Annotated in this window: 22 protein-coding genes; 14 read left to right on the top strand and 8 right to left on the bottom strand. The window is 30.0% G+C overall.

Annotated features, from left to right (window positions below; genetic code table 11):
* Position 1: 1 nt before the first annotated feature.
* Positions 2-334 carry a DUF6799 domain-containing protein gene (locus tag FG167_RS13145; protein WP_203458697.1) on the bottom strand — a complete coding sequence of 111 codons (333 nt, stop codon included), beginning with the start codon at positions 332-334 and terminating at the stop codon, positions 2-4.
* A gap of 130 nt (positions 335-464) precedes the next feature.
* Positions 465-2,357 (bottom strand): peptidase M61, encoded by a 1,893-nt coding sequence (locus FG167_RS13140; protein WP_203458696.1) that lies wholly within the window; start codon positions 2,355-2,357, stop codon positions 465-467.
* Positions 2,358-2,490: 133 nt separating this feature from the next.
* Between FG167_RS13140 and FG167_RS13135 the strand changes: the two genes are divergently transcribed.
* The 9 genes from FG167_RS13135 to FG167_RS13095 all read left to right on the top strand — a co-directional run bounded on the left by FG167_RS13135 (position 2,491) and on the right by FG167_RS13095 (position 14,316).
* Positions 2,491-3,498, top strand: coding sequence for a glycosyltransferase family 2 protein (locus tag FG167_RS13135; protein WP_203458695.1), 1,008 nt, complete (start codon positions 2,491-2,493; stop codon positions 3,496-3,498).
* Positions 3,499-3,559: 61 nt separating this feature from the next.
* A complete protein-coding gene (locus FG167_RS13130; RefSeq protein WP_203458694.1) occupies positions 3,560-5,482 on the top strand; it encodes a BatA domain-containing protein in 1,923 nt (640 codons plus the stop codon).
* Entirely contained in the window at positions 5,479-6,732 is a 1,254-nt protein-coding gene (locus tag FG167_RS13125; RefSeq protein ID WP_203458693.1) for a dihydroorotase family protein, read from the top strand. Before FG167_RS13130 ends, FG167_RS13125 begins: the two co-directional genes overlap by 4 nt.
* Positions 6,732-7,076, top strand: coding sequence for a hypothetical protein (locus FG167_RS13120; RefSeq protein WP_203458692.1), 345 nt, complete (start codon positions 6,732-6,734; stop codon positions 7,074-7,076). The genes FG167_RS13125 and FG167_RS13120 overlap by 1 nt, the downstream gene beginning before the upstream one ends.
* Before the next feature lie 2 nt (positions 7,077-7,078).
* The gene (locus FG167_RS13115; protein WP_203458691.1) at positions 7,079-7,735 is read left to right on the top strand and encodes an alpha/beta hydrolase; all 657 of its coding nucleotides are present in this window, start codon (positions 7,079-7,081) and stop codon (positions 7,733-7,735) included.
* A 99-nt stretch (positions 7,736-7,834) separates the two neighbouring features.
* Entirely contained in the window at positions 7,835-8,554 is a 720-nt protein-coding gene (locus FG167_RS13110) for a hypothetical protein (protein ID WP_203458690.1), read from the top strand.
* 58 nt (positions 8,555-8,612) lie between these two features.
* Positions 8,613-11,312 (top strand): carboxypeptidase-like regulatory domain-containing protein, encoded by a 2,700-nt coding sequence (locus FG167_RS13105; protein WP_370568380.1) that lies wholly within the window; start codon positions 8,613-8,615, stop codon positions 11,310-11,312.
* Between the two features lie 2 nt (positions 11,313-11,314).
* A complete protein-coding gene (locus FG167_RS13100; RefSeq protein WP_203458688.1) occupies positions 11,315-12,577 on the top strand; it encodes a DUF4249 domain-containing protein in 1,263 nt (420 codons plus the stop codon).
* A gap of 2 nt (positions 12,578-12,579) precedes the next feature.
* On the top strand, positions 12,580-14,316 hold the full coding sequence (locus FG167_RS13095; RefSeq protein WP_203458687.1) for a hypothetical protein: 1,737 nt from the start codon (positions 12,580-12,582) through the stop codon (positions 14,314-14,316).
* Here the strand turns inward: FG167_RS13095 and FG167_RS13090 are convergent.
* Positions 14,309-14,812, bottom strand: a complete 504-nt coding sequence (locus FG167_RS13090) for a hydrolase (RefSeq protein ID WP_239004392.1) — start codon at positions 14,810-14,812, stop codon at positions 14,309-14,311. The two genes, FG167_RS13095 and FG167_RS13090, sit on opposite strands and share 8 nt — an antisense overlap.
* A gap of 12 nt (positions 14,813-14,824) precedes the next feature.
* Positions 14,825-15,586, bottom strand: coding sequence for an MBL fold metallo-hydrolase (locus tag FG167_RS13085; protein WP_203458686.1), 762 nt, complete (start codon positions 15,584-15,586; stop codon positions 14,825-14,827).
* Between the two features lie 129 nt (positions 15,587-15,715).
* Here FG167_RS13085 and FG167_RS13080 point away from each other — a divergent pair, with 129 nt between their 5' ends.
* Positions 15,716-17,170, top strand: coding sequence for a TonB-dependent receptor (locus FG167_RS13080; protein ID WP_203458685.1), 1,455 nt, complete (start codon positions 15,716-15,718; stop codon positions 17,168-17,170).
* Positions 17,171-17,252: 82 nt separating this feature from the next.
* Here FG167_RS13080 and bcp read toward each other — a convergent pair whose 3' ends face one another.
* Positions 17,253-17,705, bottom strand: coding sequence for a thioredoxin-dependent thiol peroxidase (bcp, locus tag FG167_RS13075; protein ID WP_203458684.1), 453 nt, complete (start codon positions 17,703-17,705; stop codon positions 17,253-17,255).
* A gap of 32 nt (positions 17,706-17,737) precedes the next feature.
* On the opposite strand from bcp, the gene nth reads away from it, so the two are divergent.
* Entirely contained in the window at positions 17,738-18,394 is a 657-nt protein-coding gene (gene nth, locus FG167_RS13070; protein ID WP_203458683.1) for an endonuclease III, read from the top strand.
* Positions 18,395-18,558: 164 nt separating this feature from the next.
* On the top strand, positions 18,559-19,116 hold the full coding sequence (locus FG167_RS13065; protein WP_203458682.1) for a hypothetical protein: 558 nt from the start codon (positions 18,559-18,561) through the stop codon (positions 19,114-19,116).
* A gap of 238 nt (positions 19,117-19,354) precedes the next feature.
* Here FG167_RS13065 and FG167_RS13060 read toward each other — a convergent pair whose 3' ends face one another.
* Together FG167_RS13060 and FG167_RS13055 are read right to left on the bottom strand one after the other, a co-directional pair.
* Positions 19,355-19,501 (bottom strand): hypothetical protein, encoded by a 147-nt coding sequence (locus FG167_RS13060; protein ID WP_203458681.1) that lies wholly within the window; start codon positions 19,499-19,501, stop codon positions 19,355-19,357.
* A 50-nt stretch (positions 19,502-19,551) separates the two neighbouring features.
* Positions 19,552-20,136: an RNA polymerase sigma factor gene (locus FG167_RS13055; protein ID WP_203458680.1), complete on the bottom strand. Its 585-nt coding sequence runs from the start codon at positions 20,134-20,136 to the stop codon at positions 19,552-19,554.
* 237 nt (positions 20,137-20,373) lie between these two features.
* Here FG167_RS13055 and uvrA point away from each other — a divergent pair, with 237 nt between their 5' ends.
* Both uvrA and FG167_RS13045 read left to right on the top strand, forming a co-directional pair.
* Positions 20,374-23,160, top strand: coding sequence for an excinuclease ABC subunit UvrA (uvrA, locus tag FG167_RS13050; protein ID WP_203458679.1), 2,787 nt, complete (start codon positions 20,374-20,376; stop codon positions 23,158-23,160).
* A gap of 1 nt (position 23,161) precedes the next feature.
* Positions 23,162-23,731: a hypothetical protein gene (locus FG167_RS13045; RefSeq protein WP_203458678.1), complete on the top strand. Its 570-nt coding sequence runs from the start codon at positions 23,162-23,164 to the stop codon at positions 23,729-23,731.
* Here the strand turns inward: FG167_RS13045 and FG167_RS13040 are convergent.
* Positions 23,718-24,809 (bottom strand): DUF3667 domain-containing protein, encoded by a 1,092-nt coding sequence (locus tag FG167_RS13040; protein WP_203458677.1) that lies wholly within the window; start codon positions 24,807-24,809, stop codon positions 23,718-23,720. The genes FG167_RS13045 and FG167_RS13040 overlap by 14 nt on opposite strands.
* Positions 24,810-24,816: the final 7 nt, after the last annotated feature.

The following is a 24,816-nucleotide window of genomic DNA, read 5'->3' as shown; positions in this document are numbered from 1 at the left end:
ACTACTCTCTACGTCTTTGGAGTTTTCTATATAAAACGACATTTAACTTGTCTTGGCTTTCATAAATTTTACCGCTAAAGCCAATACATTCACCTTCCTTTAAATAGAATTTATCTTCATTTTTTAGTCTATAACCTCCATTAGGATACACTATAGTTCCGTTATTTAACTTTATTATTTTCTCTAGCAAAACGACTTCTCCATTCTGGTGTTTAAAAACTTTTCCGTCTACCGCAACACAAAAATTAGCATCTTCAATTTCGTTTTTATCTTGAGCACAAAGACTTCCTGTTGCAAAAAATATGAGAATTAATAACAAAAAAATATTTTTCATGATGTTAGATAATTGATTAATAGCAAAATAAATATAGCCTTTTTTCTATTCATTTTCAGTGCTTTGGTAAAATAAAAATGCCTGATGTATTTTATACATCAGGCATTTTTTTATTGAAATTCTAAATTCTCTATCCTTTTAACCAAGCATTACGTAAAGCATTTTGTGCTGCTGTAGCATCTGCTTTTGGTTGTAATTTTTTTCCTGTTGTAAAAGACTGCGTAAGTGTTGTTTTAATAACAATTTCTTTACCATCTCTTTCTAGTACAACGTTAATTTCTTTTCCTGGTTGCCATGCATACATACCACCAATAATTTGTTGCGCTGTTTGCATATTAAGTTCTACGCCATCAACAGATTTTACAATATCACCAGCTTTTACACCATTGTCATTCCAGAAACTATTATTAGCAACTGCTGGAGAAAAAGCAATAGTTTGCGTTTCTCTATTTGGCGCAAATATAAATTCACCATCGTTTTGAATGTAATTTGTTTTCACCTTGCTTTCTTGTAACTCTAAACCAACTTTAGCAAAAAACGCGTTATAATCTATTGGTGTAGTTCCTTCCACATGTGTGGTTAAAAATTCCCCAACAGATGGATATGTCATTGCTGTAATTTCTTCTATAATAGTATCATCATTAAAAGGCTTATTTTTTCCATATTTAGCAGAAAGTTCTTTCATTAAAGAAAGCATACTTCTGTTTCCGTTACTTTCTTCACGCATTAAAATATCAATACACATCCCAATTAAAGCTCCTTTCATATACACATTATAATATTGTGGTGCATAAGGTTCCTCTAATACGTTTTCACTCATTTCAGTAAAACTCATCGTATCATTCATGTTAGCAGCAGTTTTAATTTTGCTTAACATCGTTGCATAAAACTCATCTTCTGACATTAAACCTTCATATACTTGAAAGTGTTGTGCAAAATATTCTGTTACACCTTCATACATCCATAAATGTTTTGAGAATGTTGGTTGGTCATAATCAAAATAATGTACATCATCACTGTGTACACTTAAAGGAGTTACAATATGAAAAAACTCATGAGCAACAACATCTGTCATACTTTTTGCTAAACCATCTGCAGGAGAACTTTCTGGCATTACAACAACTGTAGAAGTATGATGCTCTAAAGCACCAAATCCTTTAGGAGAATCTTCTTTACCTTCACTTAAATAAAGAAAGATATCATAACGAGGTGTTGCATTCACATCTCCTAGATATGCTTTTTGAGCTTGCATCATTTTAAACATCGTTTCTTTTAGTGATGCCGCTGTATGTACTTTGTTTGGAGAATATACGCTTAATACTACTTTAATATCTCCTACTTGAAATTCTTCAACATCTAAATCACCATAAAACATTGGGTTATCTGTAATATCAAAATAACGAGGTGCAAAATAACTTGTAGTTGTAGTATTTCCATCTTTACTTGTTTCTGATCCTACTTCTTGAATAGCAGAAGAACGTTTAAAACTTGTTGGCGCAGTTACATCTAATTTGTATTGTGCGTTTTTTAAAGAATCAAAATAACCAACAAAACCGTGTAAGTTTAAAACATAGTTTGTAGGTTCAATATTTGTACCTGCTGGTGAAAAAGGATTTTCTCCTCCAATTCCTCCAGAGCTTTCGGTGTCAAAAGTATCATTAACATAATACGTAATCTTGTCTAAGTTTGTTGCATTTGCAATAGTCCAAGAATTATCATCTAATTTAGTAGTAGCGATTTCATTTCCTTTGTAATCAAAAGCTTTAAAATCGTCTACATACTTTCCAAAATCACTAACAGAATACGTCCCTTGTACTACTCTTGGTAATCTATACGTTACCGTTTCTGCTGTAAAACGTCCTGGATTAATAGTCACAGGAACTTTATCATTAACAACCTTAGTTAAATCTAAAGCAGTTTCAATTGCTGTACTTGTTGCTAAATCGTTGGACCCTGTTTTGGTAGTAGTTCCACAAGCAACTAACAACGTACTTAATCCAATAATGGCTAATACTTTTTTCATAAATTAATAGTTTAATATTCTCTCTTTTAGGAGAAATTGGTTTTAGTTTGATTAATTGACGCTCAAAAATACAATGTGTTACAATTTAATCCCTTAACTTTTTGTTAAAATGAAGATTTGCTATATTCGCTTCATGCAAAACCCACTTATTAGTATTATTACTCCTTTTAAAAACACCGAAGTTTTTTTGTCGGATTGTATACACTCTATTACACAACAAAGCTATACCAATTGGGAACTTATTATTGTAGACGATGGATCTACAGATGCTAGTTATACCTTAGTTTCTAATTTTGCGAAAGCAGAACCTAGAATAAAACTGTTAAAAAATGATGGCGTAGGAATTATAGATGCATTACAACTTGCTTTTAAAAATAGTACAGGATCTTATATCACTAGAATGGATAGTGATGATATTATGCATCCCGATAAATTGCAAATCCTACTTACTAGTTTGCTAGAAAATGGCAAACAGCATGTTGCGGTTGGTTTGGTACAGTATTTTAGTGACGAAGGCATTAGCAATGGTTATGCACGATATGAAAGGTGGCTGAATGATTTAACTATTACAGGAAGTAATTATTCTGAAATTTATAAGGAATGCGTAATCCCCTCTCCTTGTTGGATGTTGCATCGGGATGATTTTATTACAGCAGATGCTTTTAATCCCAACCGTTATCCCGAAGATTATGATTTAACCTTTCGATTTTACAAGCATAATTTTAAATGTATTCCTTGCAATCAAGTATTACATCAATGGCGAGATTATAGCACCAGAACTTCTAGAACGCATGAACATTATGCACAAAATTATTTTCTAGATATCAAATTGCATTATTTTTTAGCGTTAAATTATGATCCTGAAAGACCAATAACTATTTGGGGAGCAGGAACGAAAGGAAAGAATATTGCCAAAGCTTTAATTGAAAAAGAAATTCCTTTTTATTGGATTTGCGACAATAAGAAGAAAATTGGTAAACATATATATAATCAAGAATTACATAATTTTGATTATTTAAAACAAATTAAAAATCCGCAATGTATTGTAACCGTTGCTAACACCGAAGCACAGCAGGAAATAACAACCTATTTTGATACACATAAAATGAAACCAATGACCGATTATTTTTTCTTTTGTTAAAACAAAAACAATTGCTTTCAAATTACTAATCATTTTTTATCTTTGACCAATCTAAAATAATATGCAGTTTAAACACCCAGAAATTCTTTACGCATTATTTGCACTGCTTATTCCTATTATTGTTCATTTATTTCAGCTTCGTAAGTTTCAAATAGAAAAATTCACCAACGTTGCTTTTTTAAAACAAGTCAATTTACAAACCCGTAAGAGTGCGATTATAAAAAAATGGTTAACCTTACTTACAAGGTTGCTTTTATTGGCTGCCGCAATTATTGCTTTTGCACAACCGTATACTTCTAAAACCAATCGCTTAACTACCAAAACCGAGACCGTTATTTATTTAGATAACAGCTTTAGCTTACAAGCAAAAGGTACGCAAGGTCAACTACTTAAAAGAGCAATACAAGATATTATTACTGAAGTTCCCGAAGACGAAAACATATCTATTATAACCAACAACCAAACGTTTAAAAACACGACTTTAAAAGCGATTAAAAACGATTTATTGCAGTTGGAATATGCGCCAAATCAATTAAGCTATGACGCGATTCTTTTAAAAAGTAAAACCTTATTTAATAAGTATACCAATAGCATAAAGAACTTAATTTTGATTTCCGATTTTCAAGAAAAAGAGAAAAGCTTCCAACCTAAAACAGATTCGCTAATACAAATTCACGCAGTGGCTTTAAAACCAGTAAACATCAATAATGTTTCTGTCGATAGTGTTTACATTTCAAAAACCACTGCAACGAATTTAGATATCAGTGTACGATTAAAAAACACAGGAATTGCTATTGAGAACCTTCCGGTTTCCTTACTAAACGATGGAAAACTTATTGCAAAAACAGCTGTTGCTTTACAAGGCGAAGCAATTACTAGTTTTACTATTCCTGCAAACGAAAATATAAATGGAGAAATCACTATTGAAGACACACAACTTCAATTTGATAATAGTCTATTTTTTAACATCAATAAAGCTTCAAAAATTAATGTGTTAAGTATTGATAATGCCAACGATGCTTTCTTAAAACGAATTTTTACAAAAAGCGAATTTAACTATACCAGCACAAAACAAAATCAGTTAAATTATAGTGTATTTGACAAACAAAATCTTATTGTTTTAAACGAATTAAAAGAAATACCAAACGCGCTATCCACTGCACTTACTGCTTTTACAGATAATGGCGGATTCTTAATTGTAATTCCTAATGAAGAGATTACGCTTTCCTCCTACAACAATTTATTATTACAAGCAGGATTAGCCTTTAATACCAAAAAGGCTTCCGAAAAGAAAATAACGACTATTAATTATTCGCATCCTTTATATACCAATGTTTTTGATAAGCGCGTGGCTAATTTTCAATATCCGAAAGTAAATAGCTATTATACCTTCCAAACAAAAAACGCTTCGAAAGTATTACAATTTGAAGATGCTAAATCCTTTTTAGCAAACCACAAAAATGTATTTGTATTTGCTTCCGCGTTAAACGCTAAAAATTCCAATTTTATAAACTCGCCTTTAATCGTTCCTACTTTCTATAATATAGCAAAACGTAGTTTACAAATCCCTGATTTATACTATACCATCGGAAAAGAAAACAAATATGATATTGCTATTACCCTGCAACAAGATGCTATTTTATCTTTGGTCAAGGAAAACGTAAATATGATTCCGCAACAGCATTATTTTAATAATAAAGTTTCTATAATTACCAACGAAACACCAAACGAAGCAGGAATTTATACGGTAAAAAATAAAACCGAAAGCATAGAAAACGTAAGCTATAACTTAGATAGAACCGAAAGTAATTTGGTGTATCAAGATATAAGCAACCTAGAAAACATACAAACAAGTGAATCAATAACCCAATTATTTAATACTTTAAAAAGCGACTCTAAAATTAACGAGCTATGGAAATGGTTTGTTATTTTTGCACTGCTATTTTTAGTTATTGAAATGGCCATCTTAAAATATTTGAAATGAACATACTCATAAAATCTGCTACAATTATAGACTCTAAAAGTGAGTTTCATAATACGGTTCAAGATATTTTAATAGAAAAAAGTGTGATTAGCAAAATTGCTGAGAACATTAAAAACACCAATAATTATAAAGAAATTAATCTGGAAAACCTGCATATATCGCAAGGTTGGTTTGATAGTAGTGTTTGTTATGGCGAACCAGGTTTTGAAGATAGAGAAACCATAATTCATGGTTTACAAACGGCAGCACTTTCTGGTTTTACAACGGTTGCTATGAACGCAAATACAGAACCCGTTTTAGACTCTAGTTCTAACATTGCTTTTGTAAAAAGTAAAGCCAAAAATCACGCAGTAACATTATTACCAATTGGCGCTTTAACCAAAGACAGCAAAGGAGAGCATCTTGCAGAAATGTACGATATGAAAAACGCTGGAGCCTGCGCTTTTCAAGATTTTAAAAAACCAATCGAAAATGCCAACATGCTTAAAATTGCATTGCAATATGCTAGCAATTTTAATGGTTTGGTATACTCCTATCCGCAAGATAATTCGATTAGCAGAAATGGCGTAGTAAATGAAAATATTACAAGTACGACTTTAGGCTTAAAAGGAAATCCGAATCTTGCCGAAGCACTTCAAGTTGCTAGAGATTTATTTTTACTAGAATATACCAACGGAAAATTACATATTCCAACGATTTCTACAGCAGAATCGGTTGAACTTATTCGTGAAGCGAAAAAGAAAAAATTAGACGTAAGTTGCAGTGTTGCTATTCATAACTTATTTTTTACAGACGATGTACTAACTACTTTTGATACAAACTTTAAAGTGCAACCTCCTTTACGAATTCAGAAAGATGTAGATGCTTTAATAGAAGGTGTAAAAGACGGTACGATAGATTTGGTTACCAGTGATCATAATCCGTTAAACATTGAACTTAAAAATATTGAGTTCGATTATGCCGACTACGGAACTATTGGCTTAGAGAGTGCTTTCAGTGCATTAAACACACTATTCTCTGTAAAGAAAACGGTAAGTATTTTAACGAAAGGAAAAGAACGCTTCGGACAAGAAAGCACAACAATTTCGGAAGGGAATAAAATAAACGCAAGTTTATTTAATCCCAATGGTAAATTTACTTTCGATACATCCAACATACATTCAAAATCTAAAAACAGTATATTTTTAAACACGCCATTAAAAGGAAGTGTTTATGGTATAATTGCAAACAATAAAATGATTCTTAAATAATGACAGAACAAACTGTAGAAGAAGGAAAAAAATTAGCCATTGTAGCGTACATTACTATATTTGGACCAATAATAGCTTACTTTTTAAATAACGATAAGAAAAACGATTTCTCTTCTTTTCATATTAGACAAGGACTTGGTTTATGGATTATGTTTTTATTATTAGGAAGAGTAATTAATTCTTTTGATAGCTGGCCAATCACCTCTAGTTTTTGGGTGTTTTTTGCTGTATTATTTATTTACGGTATTTCTTCTGCTATTTCTGGTAAAATGCAACAAGTACCTTTGGTTGGTGCTTTCTTTCAAAAATTATTCTCAAATATTGGTAAATCTGATTCTAATTAATAATGACTACACAAAACCTTTCCCTGCATCATATCGTTCGCGAATCTTCTTTAAAAGAAAATGCTCCTTTACTTATTCTACTTCATGGATATGGAAGTGATGAAAACGACTTATTTTCTTTTGCTGCCGAATTACCAGAAGAATTATTTATCATTTCTGTTAGAGCGCCTCAAGCCATGCAACCTTATGGAAACGCTTGGTACACTATTGATTTTGATGCTACTGGTGCAAAATGGAGTGATGACGAAGAAGCAAAACAATCGAGAGATCTTATTGCCAAATTTATAGATGAAGCAACCGCCGCTTATCCCGTAAATAAAGATAATGTATCCCTTTTAGGATTTAGTCAAGGAACCATTTTAAGTTATGGTGTAGCATTAACCTATCCTAAAAAAGTAAAAAACATCATTGCTTTAAGTGGTTATATAAATCCGGCTATTTTACCTGAAGATGTAGAAACTAAAGATTATAGTAATCTTAATTTTTACTGTTCTCATGGTAGTGTAGATCAAGTTATTCCTGTAGATTGGGCTAGAAAAGCACCAGTGTTTTTAAAATCTTTAAACATCAAACACCAATACAGTGAATTTCCTGTTGGTCATGGTGTTGCTCCTCAAAATTTTTATGCGCTAAAAGAGTGGTTAAACAAGTTGTTATAAAACTTTTGGGTAACATTTAATATATACAAGGAACATCTTTATAAAAAATAATAGTTTCCCTACATTTTTTTGTACCTTGAAATCACTTAAAATCACATTTTGATAATAAAATTTACCTACACTTTTCTTTTATTTTTATATAGTAGTTCTCTACTATCTCAAAATGAGTTTTCTAAAGAAAAACATTATACAGTTTATGATTCTATAATTGGTATTGAGAGTTTAAATTTACTTAATGGAAAATTATTTATTGACTATTTTAAATCTAATAAAGAGGAGCATCGTTATTTTCAAAGTTTTCAATATTATAATGGATTAGTAGTTAGTGAAGGGCAACCTTATTTTAATTTATCTCTAAAATATGATCTACTTGAAGATCAATTAATCTTAAATCCTAATACAGAAAAAAACTTCCTGAATATTAAATTAATTTCCGAAAACATTAGTCGTTTTACTATTGCTAATCATGAATTTTTCAACTTTTATAATAATGATAAATTAAAGAAAATTGGTTTTAACGGATTTCTAGAACCTGTTTATAAAGGAAACCTTATAAATCTCTATAGTAAACATTCAAAAGATAAAAAGGAAAAAATAAGAGGAAATAAAACCTATTTTATATTTAATAAGTATGCTATTTATCTCCTACAATATAATACAGATTTTTATGAAATAAAATCCAGGAAAAGTTTACGCAAAATTTTTCCAGAAATGGAAACGCTAATTAATGAATATTATAAAAAAAATACGGTTCTCTTAAAAAGAAATCCAAACCAATTTTATAAATTATTAATTAATCAAATTGACAATCAACTTTAAGAATGTATACCAAATTTAGAATATGTTAAAAAAAATTTACATAATATGTTTTTTGTTTTTGTTTATACAAACAGTATTTGGACAAACTAATAATAAAATTTCAATCCAATTAGAAAACAATACACTCAGAGAAGCTATTAAAAAAATAGAAACCAAAACTAGCTTTAAGTTCTATTTTCAAGAAGATTGGTTTTCTAATGCAACTTTAAATAAAAATTATAAAGATGCCACAGTAAATTTCATTCTAACTGATTTATTGAAAGAAACAACACTCAATTTTTTTATTCAAAATAACAGCGTGATTCTTACAAATAATACTGTAATTAATAATAGCATAGTTAATAACATTTTCAAACAAGACAGTGTAAAATTAAATTCAAATAATACCATCCAGTTTTATAATAAAAATGAAGACGCTAATAAAAAAATAGTCATTATTGGAAAGCAAACAAAGAACAATAAAGCTTTTTATATAATTTCTGGAATTGCAAAAAATGAAAACAACAATGAGCCTATACAGAATTTAGTAATAAGTATTAAAGATAAAAATATTAATACAACAACTAATAGTAAAGGATTTTACACTGTAGAAATTCCCGCAGGATTTAATACAATAGAAACAAAGTTATTTGGTTTTGAAGGAACTTTAAATGATATTATGGTCTATAACAATGGTAGTTTAAACTTAAATATTCCAGAAGTAGCAGAAACTTTAGATGAAGTAATTATTGATGCTAAAAAAGATGCAAATATTAAAGAAGCTGTTGTAGGGGTTACAACAATTGATGTTGTTGGATTAAAAACAATTCCTGTTGTATTAGGCGAACGTGATGTTTTAAAAATAGCAACAACATTACCAGGTATTAAATCTGCAGGCGAAGGATCCTCAGGGTTTAATGTTAGAGGTGGTCGTACAGATCAAAATTTAATTTTATTAGACGATGCTGTAATATATAGTCCATCGCACTTTTTAGGTTTCTTTACTGCTTTAAACCCTTTTACAACGGGCAGTGTCAATATTTTCAAAGGAAGTATCCCCGCAGAATTTGGAGGTAGATTGTCTTCTGTTTTTGATATTAAAACAAAAGACGGAAATATTCAAAAATTTTCGGGTGAAGGTTCTATTGGCCCAGTAACTGCAAACTTAGCATTAGAAGTTCCAATAGTAAAAGAAAAATCTTCTTTAGTCACTGGGTTTCGTTCTACTTATTCTGATTGGATTTTAAAAGCCATAGACGAAGACGATTTAAAAAATAGCGAAGCTTCTTTTTATGATTTTATTGTAAAGTATAAACATAAAATTAATAAGAATAATGATATTCAAACTTCTGTATACTATAGTAAAGACAAATTTAGTATTACTTCAGATTCCTTATTCAAATACAGTAACCTTGCAGCATCTATAAAGTGGAATCATACATATAATGACAAACATAAAAGTGAAGTTATACTAGTAAATAGTCAGTATAAATTTGATATTGGTTTTGAAGGAGATTCTAACTTAAACTTTGATTATGGTTACAAAATCAATGAGTCTCAGTTTAAGTTAAATATGAAATATTTACACAGTAAAAAACATAAGTTTGATTATGGTTTAAGCACAAAACTTTATAATATAAATCCAGGAGAAATAAACCCAAATGGTGAAAAATCAGATGTAATAGCATTAACTATAGACAAAGAAAGAGCATTAGAATCTGCTTTATATATTTCAGATAAGTTTGAAGTTAATGACAAGCTTTTAGTAGATTTAGGAATACGTTATTCCTTTTATGCAGCATTAGGTGCATCTACTCAAAACGTATATACAAGTGGTGGTCCAAGAGATGAATCAACTATTGTAGAAACTAGAGATTATGGTAAAAATAAGTTTATAGAAACTTATGGTGGACCAGAATTTAGAATATCTTTAAGGTACTTCCTATCTCCTAGCCTTTCTATAAAAGGAAGTTATAATAATACTATACAGTACATACATCTATTATCCAATAATACTACAGAATCACCAACAGATACTTGGAAACTTTCCGATTTAAACATAAGTCCACAACGTGCAAATCAATTTGCAATAGGATTATATAAAAACATAATAGATAGTGACTTAGAGATAAGCTTAGAGGGTTATTATAAAAAAATGAATGACATATTAGACTATAAAATTGGAGCAAACTTAAGTCTAAATGAAAATATTGAACAAGAATTATTACAAGGAGAAGGCAAAGCTTATGGTGTAGAACTTTTAATAAAAAAGAAAAAAGGAAAACTTAATGGATGGTTATCTTATAGTTATTCTAGATCTTTAATAAAATTGGATAGTCCAATAGATCAAGAACGTGTAAATAATGGTAAATACTTTTCTGCCAACTTTGATAAACCGCATGATTTTTCACTTATAGCAAATTATAAATTAACACATCGTTTTAGTTTTTCAGCAAACGTTACCTATCAAACCGGAAGACCAGTAACTTTTCCTATTGCCAAATACACTTTTGCTGGAGAGGAACAAGTAGTATATAGTGATAGAAACAAATTTAGAATACCTGATTATTACAGATTAGATTTGGGGTTAAATATAGAGGGAAACCATAAAATTAAAAAATTAGCACACAGTTTCTGGAATATTTCTGTGTATAATGTATTAGGTAGAAACAATCCATATTCTGTGTTTTTTGTTAATGAAAACGGTAAAATTCAAGCCTATAAAACGTCTGTTTTTGCAGTACCAATTCCTACAATAACATATAACTTTAAGTTTTAATTATGAAAACAAAAACATATAGTCTTTTCGGGTTAGCAATACTTCTAATTGTTTTTGCATGTAGAGAACCCTATGAAGTAGAAACCTTAACTTTTGAAGATATTCTAGTTGTAGAAAGCACTATTACTAACGAATTAAAACATCAAGTTGTAAAATTATCTAGAACATTCATTCTTGAAGAAAGCGAACCAGTAACTGAAGAAAATGCCACAGTTTGGGTAGAAGATAGTAATAATAATATATACTCATTTTCTCAAAATACTGAAGGGCAATATATTTCAAACATACCTTTTCAAGCAATTAATAACTTAGAATACTCACTATATATTAGTACCCAAGATGGAAATGAGTATAAATCTAAACCAAGTATTTTGACAGCAGAATCTGAAATAACTAATCTCTATTCAGAACTTCTAACTAATGATGATGGTGAGGAAGGTATTCAAATATTTTTAGATAGTGAAAATCAAAATAGCGACACTAGATATTTTAGATATGAATATGAAGAAACATATCAAATTATAGCACCTAACTATGTAAACGAAGAGGCCTATATATTTAATTATAGTGCAGTTCCTTTTGGTGGTAACACTTTAGTTGATTTTAGTTTTTCTTTTCCTAATAGAACTCAAGAAGAGCGTGTTTGTTATGGCTTTAACAATTCTACTGGAATTTTACAAGCCTCTACTAATGATCTTATTTTTAATACTGTTTCAAAGCTTCCTGTTCATTTTATTAACAAAAACAATGGTGTTCTTAGAGACCGCTATAGTATTCTTGTAAAACAGTATTCACAATCAATCGAGGCCTATACTTTTTATAAAGTAGTAAATGAATTAGGAAATATTGGAAGTGTCTTATCACAAAACCAACCTGGATATGTTACTGGTAATATAGAATCTACAACTAACCCTAACTCAAAAGTTATCGGTTACTTTTCGGTAGAATCAATTGCAACAAAAAGAATATATTTTAGTCATAATGATTTTGCAATACTTAGACCCGACTATTTATATAAATGTGAAAAAATAGCCTTAGATGGTTCAGATAACACTCTCAGTGACCGCACACCTAATCAAAGAGCAGAAATATATAGACTTTTAACCTTAAATGCAGATATAAATTTTAACTACAGTATCACTTATAATTTATCTAGTTCTGAATTACCTAATAACATAAATGATTATTGGATACTTACAAATCCAGAATGTGGAGATTGCACATCAGTTGGGTCTAATATACAACCAGATTTTTGGGAAGATTAATTATGAAGAAAAAAATAACAATATTATTAATTATTTGTGTGAATTCTTTGTTTTCGCAAATAAACACGCAAGAATTTGACTTATTAAAAACACAAATCCCAGAAGAATCTGTTCAATTACTAGTCAATTCTAACACACTATTAGTGGGAGAGTTTTTATATTATAAATCCTATCATATCATCCCAGAAAACTCTAGTTTAAGTGATATCAGCCTGCTAAATTATGTGGTATTATTATCTAGTGATAACCACGTGGTTTTTAATCATAAATTACATGTAAAAAACAGTATAAGCTCCGGTGAATTCTTTATTCCTTCAACTGTAAAGACAGGACATTATAAACTTATTTCTTATACAAATTGGAGTAAAAATAATATTGAAAATAGTTTTTCTGAGCAAGACATATTTGTTATAAATCCGTACAATACAGAAACAACTAATAATGCAACAAATATTAGTGAAAAGAAAGTAGAAATAATAAAAACAAAAACTCTAAACAAGAATGTTATAACTGATACATACCTTGGTTTCAAATCTAATAAAACCAGCTACACTTCAAGAGAAAAAGTAATAATTACTGTTACAAACAAATATTCAAATTTAAAATCCTCTTCTATTTCTGTAAGAAAAATAGACTCTGTTAATATTATAAATAACATTAAAAACAAAGAAGTCACAACTACCTATAAACCAAATACATACTATTTACCAGAACTAAGAGGAGAACTTCTTACTGGAAAAATAACATCTAACAATAATGCTTCTGTAAAAAATAAATCCATATCACTTTCCATAACTGGAAAAAATTTTATTTTTAAAAATGTAAGCACTAATAATTCTGGACTATTCTTTTTTACTTTAAACGAAAAATACAGTAATACAATTGCAATAGTACAGGTACAGGAACCAAATGCAGAAGATTATATCTTAGAAATCAATACGCAAGAATTTCTTCCAAAACATTTAGAATTCAAAAAACTACTTTTAAATGAAAACATTAAAGATTGGGTAAAAAGACAAAGTATTAATAACCAAATAGAAAACGCATATTACAATATAAAAACCGATAGTATTATATCAAGAAATTACAACAAACCCTTTTTCTATCCACTTGCAACTACATACACATACAAATTAGAAGATTATACTAGGTTTAAAACAATTCAAGAAACATTTGTTGAAATTATACTTGCTGCATCTATAAAACCTGATGGAGATGATTATAAATTTGTTGTAAACGATTATCTAAATTCAGAAATTGTAATTCCCTTTTTTAATACAGAACCTTTAGTTCTTGTTGATGGGCTTTTAATTACAAATAATAGTGATATTGTAAATTACAGATCCAATGATATTGATAAGATTGCAGTTGTAATTGGGCAATATATGTATGGTTCTAAGGTTTACGATGGAATCATCTCTTTTAAGACTAAAAATAATGATTTTTCTTTAAATGATATATCTCCTAAAGGAGATTATATAAAGCAAATAACTATTGAAAAATTAGAAAATAAAAAACTATACTATAGTCCTAATTATGAGCAAAACACTTCTCTTTTAGAAAGAATTCCAGATTATAGAAATCAATTGTTATGGCTTCCAAATGCATCATTAAACAAAGGAGAAAACACATATAATTTTTTCACTTCAGATAATTTAGGAACTTATGAAATAACTATTCAAGGCTATACAGAAAGCGGTAATCTAGTAAAAGTAAATTCTTTTTTTACAGTTAATTAGTTGTATATAAAAGGGAATCTACAACTTCAAAAATAATTTCACCGTTTTCGCCAATGGTATATTTTAAAAATAATTCGCCCCAATATTCGCCATCATTAAAGTTACAAATTAACCATTTGTGGTTTAGAACGCGAATCGCATTAATAATCATTTTTCCGCCAGAAGACATTGCAGCATAAGGCACTAAGGGATTATCTCCTTCCTTTAAATTTAACTCATAAAGAGATTCTTCAATAAGTGCTATTAATTGGTCACTATCATAACCACGTTTTTCTATATAGTCTAAAGCTTCATCAGAATAGCCTAAACTAAATTCGGAATATTGAAAAGCTTTATCCCCTAAAACAGTGACAGAATCTTTATACTTTTCAATTTTCGTTTTATACCCCTCTAGTTGGGCTGTATCCGCTTCAAATACATTTTTAGAATTTACATATTGAAAAACAACAAGTAATGCTGTGAAAATAAATAAGTACATAAAAATTTTACTCTTCATAATGGTAATTAGTTATAGGTTAATGGTTAATCCATCATAAGCCAGATAAACGTTTTCAGGAAGTTTTTGTTGTACTTCATCATGAAAACCTAGCCAATGACTTATATGTGTTAAATAGGCTTTTTTAGGTTTTACTTTTTCAATAAATGCTAATGCTTCTTCTAAATTAAAATGGGAAATATGTTCTTTTTCGCGCAATGCATTAATTACCAAAACATCTAAGTTTTTAAGCTTTTCAATCTCTTCGTCTGCAACTGTTTTCATATCTGTTAAATATGCAAAATCTTCTAATCGGAATCCGAAAACTTGCAAATTATTATGCATCCCATTAATTGGAGTAACTTTAAAATCTTCAATATAAAATGGCGCATTTGTTATCCTATTTTGCGCAACACTTGGTGCTCCTGGATATTTGTTTTCAGTTTCAAAAATATAATCAAATCGTCTTCTAAGAGATTCCAATACTCTTTGATGCGCATAAATAGGAATATCGCCTTGTTTAAAAAAGAAAGGTCTTATGTCATCTAATCCTGCAGTATGGTCTGCATGTTCATGCGTAAACAAAATAGCATCTAATTTGGTTGCATTTTGTTTCAGCATTTGCGCTCTAAAATCTGGTCCGCAGTCTATAACATACACGTTATCATTATGCGTAATCATTACAGAAACACGCAACCTTTTATCTTTTGGATTATTGCTTAAACATACCGGATGTGTGCTTCCAATAACTGGAATACCTTGTGAAGTTCCTGTGCCAAGAAAAGTTACTTTCAATTGTATATAGATTTTAAAACAAAAATAAGTTTATTTTTTTGTTTGGTACACTTATTTAATATCTTTGTTATACCAGTTATGCTTACAATCGCTAAATGGTAATTTAATAGCAAGAAAACCAAATTTAAAATGGAAATAACCATTAAAGGTGATAAAGAGTTTGATGAAATTCCTTCGTTGAAAACAAAAGCACTTCGAATAAACTTAAACGAAAACATTTACGGAACCTTTGCCGAAATAGGCGCTGGACAAGAAACTGTTCGTCAATTCTTTAGAGCTGGAGGAGCTTCTGGTACCATAGCTAAAGCAATGTCTGCTTATGATAAAGCCTTTAGTGATGCCATTTATGGTATTGAAGAAGATAAGCGTTATGTAACCGAAGCGCGTTTACGTAAAATGTTAAATCATGAAGTTAGACTAATGGAAGAGCGATTAACTCGTGATGACCATCCTAATAAATTATTTTTCTCGTACGCAAATACAGTAGCAACTATAGATTTTGCTAAAAAATACAAAGGCCATGGTTGGGTAGGTATTAAATACCAAATAGATCCAGATCAAGATTATAACGAAATTATATTACACCTTCGTTTTAAAGAAAACGATGCGAGACTACAACAAGAAACTTTAGGTATTTTAGGTACGAACCTAATTTATGGTGCTTTTTATAAGTACAACGAACCTAAAAAATTATTAAAATATTTATACGATCACTTAGATAAAGACCAACTAGAAATTGATACTATTAATTTCTCTGGTCCTGCTTTTGAAGATGTAGATAATAGATTAATGAGTTTACAACTGGTTAAAAATGGCATGACAGATGCTATTATGTTTGCACCAGATGGAAACAATGTTTTACCAGCAAGAGTACTTTATAAGAAGAATATATTAGCACTTCGTGGTAGCTTTAGACCTGTTACAAAGGTAAATATGGATATGTTTCATAAATCTTATGACATGTTTATAAAAGAAAATAAAGTAGACGAAGAAAAGACACAAGTAATTTTTGAAATTACATTATCTAATCTTCGTGCGGAAGGTGAAATAGACGAGCAAGACTTTATGGATAGAGCAAGATTACTTTGTTCTCTTGGTCAAACCGTTTTAATATCCAACTTCCAAGAATATTACAAACTGGTAGAATACTTCTCACAATACTCTAAAGCCAGAATGGGACTTGCAATGGGAGTGAATAATTTAGTCGATATTTTTGACGAGAAATATTACCGTCATTTAAGTGGAGGAATTCTAGAAGCTTTTGGTAAATTATTCTTTAAAGATTTACGTGTGTATTTATATCCTATGGAAAATGGAGATGGTACTTTAACAACAAGTGAAGATTTAAAAGTACATCCTAGAATGAAAGAATTATATAAATTCTTTAAGTACAACGGAAAAGTAGTAGATATAGCAGATTATGATCCTAAAATACTTTCTGTATTTTCTCGTAAAGTTTTAAAAATGATATCTAACGGAGAATCCGGTTGGGAAGGCATGCTTCCTGAAGGTGTATCTAAAATTATAAAAGAGAAAAGTTTATTTAGTTGCGAAACCGAAGAGATTTATAGCGAAGATCAATAAATTAGAAATTCTATAAAATTAGAAAAGACCTTACTTAGATAAACTTAGTAAGGTCTTTTTTTATACTTTATATTGTTACTTTTTATTCTAAAATCTGTGCTGCGTGATCTTTTGTTTTCACTTTATCAATAACTCTCGCTACTACTCCATTTTCATCCACAATAAAAGTTTTTCTATGAATACCATCATAGGTTTTTCCCATAAATTTCTTTTCTCCCCAAACACCAAAAGCATTAATAACGACTTTATCTTCATCTGCCAATAACGGAAAAGGAAACACATATTTATTTCTAAAATTGGTTTGTCTTTTTTCAGAATCGGCACTAACACCTAGTAACTCGTAACCTTTCTCTTGTAATACTTTGTAATTATCTCGTAAATTACAAGCCTCTGCCGTACAACCAGGTGTACTCGCTTTTGGGTAAAAGAAAACAATCAGTTTCTTTCCTTTATAATCGCTTAAAGATATTGCTTCACCATCTTGATTATTCACTGTGAAATTTGGAACCGTATCTCCTACCTGTAATGTCTTCATATTTCTTATTTTTGTTTTTCAAAGATACAATAATGACCAAACAAGAAAAAGTAGATTTTGTTATAACAACGTTAAACAAGCTATATCCAGAAATACCAATTCCATTAGACCATAAAGATCCATATACGTTGCTAATTGCTGTTTTACTTTCTGCACAATGTACAGATGTAAGAGTAAATAAAATTACCCCTTTACTCTTTGCAAAAGCAGATAACCCTTATGATATGATAAAACTTTCTGTGGAAGAAATTAAGGAAATCATTAGACCTTGCGGATTGTCGCCAATGAAAAGTAAAGGCATCTATGGTTTATCAAAAATTTTAATTGAAAAACATAATGGTATTGTTCCTCAAAGTTTCGAATATTTAGAAGAACTTCCAGCTGTAGGGCACAAAACCGCTAGTGTAGTTATGAGTCAAGCATTTGGAGTTCCTGCTTTTCCTGTAGACACACATATACATCGATTAATGTACCGATGGAATTTAACCAACGGAAAAAACGTTACGCAAACCGAAAAAGACGCCAAACGAATATTTCCAAAAGAACTTTGGAATGATTTACACTTACAAATTATTTGGTATGGTAGAGAATATTCTCCAGCACGAGGATGGGATTTAGAAAAGGATATTATTACTAAAACTATTGGTAGAAGTACTGTTTTAAAAGCGTATTACGCGAATAGCAAATAAGAATATTATTGTTTTATAAAATTATTAATAGTACTTGCTCCACTCTTTAGTTAAAGAAAGGTGGATTTTCCTAAAAAGAAAATTCGGAGCGTTTGCCCCAAAATGCGAAGCTATTTTTAAAGAATTCATGGCATACTAATTGTTGCTATTTCTAAAATATATTTATGAAAATCACAGCATTATTTATTATTGTTATATTCGTTTTTACTTCCTGTATACCAACCAAAATAGCACCAAAAATTGAGACCTATAAACTAATGGTAGCTAAAAAATTCAAAAAAGGATTGCCAAAACAAAACGCTTTTATTTTTGAAGACCCAAAAGATGCAAATCATTTTTATACCTATATCAATAATAAATTTAAAAGAGACTACATAGATGTAGAAAGCAATGTACCAATACTAATAGATGGAGAAACCTATTCTTTATCTTTTTATGAAACAGAAAGAGAAACAAAAACAATAAATTTAGTTCCTATTTTAGTAGATGCAAAACGGGAACAGAATGGAAATAATCCAATTTTAGAAAGCGCACATACAAGTAGATTAAAAGGAAACTACTATTTAGTATTAACCGTTTTTGATGAAAATTTAAAAAACTGTTTGTCTGAAGATTATAAAAATAAAGATTTAGTAAGCAAACATTTAGAAAAGATTAGAATAGAATATTTAAACACGTATAATTATGAAGAATTATTATTTACAAAAAAAAACCAACTCTAAAAGTAAATAATAGCATTGTCGTTTAAAAAAACAATATTAGAACTTGCACCTCTCTTTAGTCAAGAAGAGTTGGATTTTCCTAAATGGAAAATTTGGAGCGTATGCCCTAAAGTGTGAAGCTATTTTTAAGGTTATATTTTGTTTCTATTCCTAATTAAAAAATAGAATTAATTCTAAGAGATTCCTGCTTACGTAGGAATAAAAAAAAGTCCTGATTAAAAATCAGAACTTTTTTTATTTAGTTTAGAAGTGTTTCAAACTTCAAGTTATTGTAGTGTAATACACTTAAAGATTTAGAATAACTAAGAAGAAAATCTATTGTTTCTTGTTTAGGATTCTGGTTAATTTGTTCCTTTTTAGGATGTTTAGAGTAAAGTTTTGCCATTTAAAATGTGTTTGTTATACTCTAAAAACGAAACATACTTTATATTATTGTTAATTAGTCAAAATAATATTATGCTTATCAATAATTTTTCGCATGTTAATTAAAGCATATCGCATTCTACCCAAAGCAGTGTTTATGCTTACACCTGTTTTTTCAGAAATTTCTTTAAAGCTCATATCGTTATACATACGCATTACCAAAACCTCTTTTTGATCTTCTGGTAACTCATCCATAACACGTCGTACATCACGTTCTACCTGTTCTTTAATGATTGTTTTTTCGGCATCCAAAGCACTATCACTCAGTACAGAAAAAATACTAAATTCACCCGTATTACTAAATTTAGGCATTCGATTACTTTTTCTAAAATGATCGATAACCAAATTATGAGAGATACGCATAACCCAAGGTAAAAACTTACCTTCTTCATTATAAGAACCTTTTTTTAATGTTCGTATAACCTTAATAAAAGTATCTTGAAAAATATCTTCTGCAATATCTTTGTCATATACTTTAGAGTATATAAAACTGTAGATTCGCTGTTTGTGTCTGGTAATTAAAATTCCTAGTGCGCTTTCATCTCCTTTAATGTAGTTACTAACAAGAGTAGCGTCGGTTGTAAGTTCTTTTTGCATAATGATTACTTTTTTGCACAGAAGAAAGCCTTCTAATACTTGGGGTTAAAATTTAAAAAGTAATGTTATGCTATAAGCTAGTATTTTGTTATTTATGTTAGTATGAGTCAAATATAACAAGAATCATTCCTAAAAAACAAAAAATAAATACTTTTTTTAACATTTTATTACACAATAATCTATTTTTTATGCTGAACTAGTTGTAGTATCTTTGCACAATTATTCCTTTAAAAGCTTATGTACACTAATATTTCTGAAGTAAATCCGAAACAAAATATCATCATTAAAGGTGCAAAATTGCATAACCTTAAAAATATTGATGTCGTAATCCCAAGAAACAAATTAGTCGTAATTACGGGTTTATCTGGTTCTGGAAAGTCAAGTTTGGCTTTTGACACCTTATATGCAGAAGGACAAAGACGTTATGTTGAAAGTTTATCTAGTTATGCTAGACAGTTCTTAGGTCGGTTAAACAAACCTAAAGTAGATTATATTAAAGGAATTGCTCCTGCTATTGCTATCGAGCAAAAAGTAAATTCTACCAATCCCCGTTCTACCGTAGGTACTAGTACCGAAATTTACGATTACCTCAAACTTTTATTTGCTAGAATTGGTAAAACCTACTCTCCTAAATCTGGAAAAGAAGTAAAAAAAGATACCGTTGCAGATGTCATTAAATATGTAAAATCTTTTGCTGAAGGGGAAAAACTCTTGCTCCTCGCTCCTATTCATTTAGAAGAAGGAAGAGAATTACAAGACAAACTGAAGGTTTTAAATCAGCAAGGATATGCTAGAATTAAAGTTAAAGACGAAATTATTCGTTTAGACGAAACCCAAGATATTAAAGCGAATGTAAAAGATATCTTCTTGGTGGTAGATCGAATTATCACCAAAGAGGATGAAGACTTTTACAACCGACTAGCAGATGCAACACAAACCGCTTTTTTTGAAGGGAAAGGAGAATGTTACTTAGAAACCTTAAGCGATAATAAACAACAACAGTTTAGTAATAAGTTTGAATTGGATGGCATTACCTTTTTAGAACCAAATGTACATTTATTCAGTTTTAATAATCCTTATGGCGCTTGTCCTAAATGCGAAGGTTATGGAGATGTTATTGGTATCGATGACGATTTGGTAATCCCAAATACAGCACTTTCGGTGTATGAAAACGCTATTTTTCCTTGGCGTGGAGAAAGTATGAGTTGGTATAAAGATCAATTAGTAAATAATTCACATCATTATAATTTTCCTATTCATAAACCTTATTTTGAGTTAAGTGCAGAACAAAAGCAATTAATTTGGACTGGTAACCAATACTTTGAAGGTTTAAATAATTTCTTTTCCGAATTAGAAAGCAAAGCTTACAAAATTCAAAACCGAGTAATGTTATCGCGTTACAGAGGGAAAACAAAATGTAAAGTTTGTAACGGAAAACGTCTACGTATTGAAGCTAATTATATTAAAATTGGTGGCGCAACCATTACAGATTTAGTAGAAATGCCTTTAAATAAATTGGCCATTTTCTTTAAGCAGTTAGCGCTAAGTGATAATGACTTAACTATTGCTAAACGACTTTTAAAAGAAATAAACAATAGACTTTCCTTTTTATCTAATGTAGGTTTAGACTACCTAACTTTAAACCGAAAATCGAATTCACTATCTGGAGGAGAAAGTCAGCGTATTAACCTCGCAACCTCTTTAGGTAGTAGCTTGGTTGGTTCTATGTATATTTTAGATGAACCAAGTATTGGTCTGCATCCAAAAGATACCGAGCGTTTAATAGTAGTATTAAAAGCGCTTCGTGACTTAGGAAATACTGTAATTGTGGTAGAGCATGATGAAGACATCATGATAGAAGCTGACGAAATTATAGATATCGGACCAGAAGCTGGTACTTTTGGTGGAAATGTAGTTGCTACAGGAACATTTAAAGATATTTTAGCTTCTAATTCCTTAACGGCTCAATATTTAAATGAAACACTAAAAATTGAAATTCCTAAAAAACGAAGAACTTCTAAATATGCTGTGGAAGTAATTGGCGCTAGAGAAAATAATCTTAAAAATATAGATGTAACTTTTCCTTTAAACATGCTAACTGTAGTTACAGGAGTTTCTGGAAGTGGAAAAAGTACACTAGTAAAAAAGATTCTATTTCCTGCCATACAAAAGCATCTTACTGGTTTTGGAGATAAGCCAGGACAGTTTACAGAGTTAAAGGGAAACTATACCAATGTAAAACATATTGAATTTATAGACCAGAACCCAATTGGTCGTTCTTCACGTTCAAATCCGGTTACTTATGTAAAGGCTTATGATGATATTCGCGCTTTATACGCTAGTCAGAAATTAAGTAAAATACGAAACTACGCTGCCAAACATTTTAGTTTTAATGTAGATGGCGGTCGTTGTGAAACCTGTAAAGGAGAAGGTGAAGTTACTATTGAAATGCAATTCATGGCAGATGTCCATTTAGAATGTGAAACTTGTAAAGGAAAGCGTTTTAAAAAGGAAGTATTAGAAGTCACTTTTGGTAATAAAAGTATTGATGATATTTTAAACCTTACTATAGACGATGCGATTGCGTTTTTTACAGCACACGAACAGAAAAAGATACAAACTAAACTACAGCCATTGCAAGATGTTGGTTTAGGTTATGTTACTTTAGGTCAGAGTTCTTCTACCCTTTCTGGTGGAGAAGCACAACGTATTAAACTTGCCACCTTTTTAGGAAAAGGTTCCCGACAAGAAAATGCCCTATTTATATTTGATGAACCAACCACAGGATTACATTTTCATGATATTCAAAAATTACTAAAATCTTTTTACGCTTTAATTGAAAAAGGACATTCTATCATCGTTGTTGAGCACAATTTAGAATTGATTAAATGTGCAGATCATATTATTGATTTAGGTCCTGAAGGAGGAGAAACTGGAGGTAAACTAGTAGCTGCAGGAACTCCGGAAGAAATTGTAAAAATAAAAGCCTCCATTACTGGGAAGTATTTGAAGGAGAAACTTTAATATGCTAGACATAGATTTTATAAAAAAAACCACATTAACAACACCACATTCTAGTGGTGGTTCAAATTTTAAAACACACATTTTAACCAAAACTAGTAATGGCTATTCTTTTAAAGCATCTATAGGAGCTATTTTATTTGCTTCTGTATTTAGTTCAACCGGCTTTGCTATTTTTGCTTTTGGTGTTTATAAAATAATCGATAGTGGTACTTTTTTTATGGAAAATATTTTCCTTATTCTTTTTGGTGCCATTTTCTTAGCTGCAGGAATTTATCTTTTTTATAAGTTTCTAAGCCCTCGAGTTTTTAATAAAACCTCCAATAATTATTATAATGGATTTAAAAGAAACAATATAAAGTTAAACCGAATTGTAGCTCTTCAATTAATTGGAGAGACTATCGATGGTAAAAATAGTAGCTATAAAAGCTTTGAACTCAATTTGGTTTTAGATGATGCTTCTAGAGTAAATGTGATAGACCATGGAAATTTAAAAAAACTAATTATTGATACTGAAGTATTAAGTACATTCTTAAATGTACCAATATGGCACGCAGAATCTAAAAATTCATAACCGCAAACCCAAGTACAATACACCCAGCTATTACTACTACAGGAAAAAATAGTAAGGTTACTATATTTGCCTTAAAAAAGCTTTTAAACCAACCTTGTTTATAAAATCGCTTTATGGCTAAAAACAGATATATAAAGGTAGAAAACACAATTAATCTATCTATCCAATCCGGAATTTCTACTATATAATTAACGACTAGAATAAGACTAAAAACGGTAAATAGGAAAGAAAAATAATAGAAACTAAATACCAAGTGATGGGAATATCTTCCGCTTTTTCTAAAAAACAGTTTTAATATTAATGCAAATATTGGTAAGATAAAAAACATTGCTATGGGTATCGTATCAAAAAAGGTTTTTAATATCCCGCCTGCTTTTCGTTGTTTATAAAACTTTATTCCTTGTTTATAAAAACGTTCCGTTAACCCTCCATCTTCTTCACGAAGTCCTAATTCTTTATAAATAACTGCATCTGAAGCATTTTTAGCTATCAAAGAATCTAATTTTTTAATTTCATCAAAAGAAAAATCTACTGCTCTAAAGTTTTCACTCGAAACAATAGAGTCTATTTCCTTTTCAGAAAACCCTGTATATATTTTATTCTCTTCTAAAAGCTGTTTTACTTCTATCCTATCTAAAGAATCTTGTTTTATTCTATTATTTAACTTTATTAAATTAAGAGAATCGGTTGCTCGATCTCCTGTGTTTATATCTATATCTTTTACTTGATTTAAAACCTTTCCTACTTGTGTATCAAATTGATTAGACCAATTATTTATTCGTAAAGAATTTAAAAAGAAAAACACTATTGCTACAAACAAATACATTTGTGCTGGATGCAAATACAACAAACGCTTTCCTGCTATAAACTTTTCAGCTAAAAATCCTGGCTTAAAAAGTAGTGGAAAAAAACTCTTAAAAAAACGAGCGTCAAAAGAAAAGTAATTACTAATGGTGTTATAAAATAAAACACCTAAAGTTAAATCGTCTTTATCCTTTTGTCCACAATGCGGACAAAATTCATAAGCTTCATCAAAAGGTTTTTCGCAATTCTTACAATCTTTTAACTGTACTGACATGGTATTT

Origin of the sequence: Lacinutrix sp. WUR7 (assembly GCF_016864015.1) — a bacterium.
Classification (GTDB): Bacteria; Bacteroidota; Bacteroidia; order Flavobacteriales; family Flavobacteriaceae; genus Oceanihabitans.
Note: the sequence above shows the minus strand (reverse complement) of the source record. Positions and strands in the feature narration are given on the sequence as shown.

What these genes read in the sequence shown, in the direction of transcription:
- FG167_RS13120 (WP_203458692.1), top strand. Translation starts at nt 6,732, where the DNA reads ATGACAGAACAAACTGTAGAAGAAGGAAAAAAATTAGCCATTGTAGCG.
- FG167_RS13130 (WP_203458694.1), top strand. Translation starts at nt 3,560, where the DNA reads ATGCAGTTTAAACACCCAGAAATTCTTTACGCATTATTTGCACTGCTT.
- FG167_RS13095 (WP_203458687.1), top strand. Translation starts at nt 12,580, where the DNA reads ATGAAGAAAAAAATAACAATATTATTAATTATTTGTGTGAATTCTTTG.
- FG167_RS13100 (WP_203458688.1), top strand. Translation starts at nt 11,315, where the DNA reads ATGAAAACAAAAACATATAGTCTTTTCGGGTTAGCAATACTTCTAATT.
- FG167_RS13080 (WP_203458685.1), top strand. Translation starts at nt 15,716, where the DNA reads ATGGAAATAACCATTAAAGGTGATAAAGAGTTTGATGAAATTCCTTCG.
- FG167_RS13115 (WP_203458691.1), top strand. Translation starts at nt 7,079, where the DNA reads ATGACTACACAAAACCTTTCCCTGCATCATATCGTTCGCGAATCTTCT.
- FG167_RS13060 (WP_203458681.1), bottom strand. Translation starts at nt 19,501, where the DNA reads ATGGCAAAACTTTACTCTAAACATCCTAAAAAGGAACAAATTAACCAG.
- uvrA (WP_203458679.1), top strand. Translation starts at nt 20,374, where the DNA reads ATGTACACTAATATTTCTGAAGTAAATCCGAAACAAAATATCATCATT.
- FG167_RS13125 (WP_203458693.1), top strand. Translation starts at nt 5,479, where the DNA reads ATGAACATACTCATAAAATCTGCTACAATTATAGACTCTAAAAGTGAG.
- nth (WP_203458683.1), top strand. Translation starts at nt 17,738, where the DNA reads ATGACCAAACAAGAAAAAGTAGATTTTGTTATAACAACGTTAAACAAG.
- FG167_RS13065 (WP_203458682.1), top strand. Translation starts at nt 18,559, where the DNA reads ATGAAAATCACAGCATTATTTATTATTGTTATATTCGTTTTTACTTCC.
- FG167_RS13145 (WP_203458697.1), bottom strand. Translation starts at nt 334, where the DNA reads ATGAAAAATATTTTTTTGTTATTAATTCTCATATTTTTTGCAACAGGA.
- FG167_RS13135 (WP_203458695.1), top strand. Translation starts at nt 2,491, where the DNA reads ATGCAAAACCCACTTATTAGTATTATTACTCCTTTTAAAAACACCGAA.
- FG167_RS13140 (WP_203458696.1), bottom strand. Translation starts at nt 2,357, where the DNA reads ATGAAAAAAGTATTAGCCATTATTGGATTAAGTACGTTGTTAGTTGCT.
- FG167_RS13045 (WP_203458678.1), top strand. Translation starts at nt 23,162, where the DNA reads ATGCTAGACATAGATTTTATAAAAAAAACCACATTAACAACACCACAT.
- FG167_RS13090 (WP_239004392.1), bottom strand. Translation starts at nt 14,812, where the DNA reads ATGAAGAGTAAAATTTTTATGTACTTATTTATTTTCACAGCATTACTT.
- FG167_RS13040 (WP_203458677.1), bottom strand. Translation starts at nt 24,809, where the DNA reads ATGTCAGTACAGTTAAAAGATTGTAAGAATTGCGAAAAACCTTTTGAT.
- FG167_RS13055 (WP_203458680.1), bottom strand. Translation starts at nt 20,136, where the DNA reads ATGCAAAAAGAACTTACAACCGACGCTACTCTTGTTAGTAACTACATT.
- bcp (WP_203458684.1), bottom strand. Translation starts at nt 17,705, where the DNA reads ATGAAGACATTACAGGTAGGAGATACGGTTCCAAATTTCACAGTGAAT.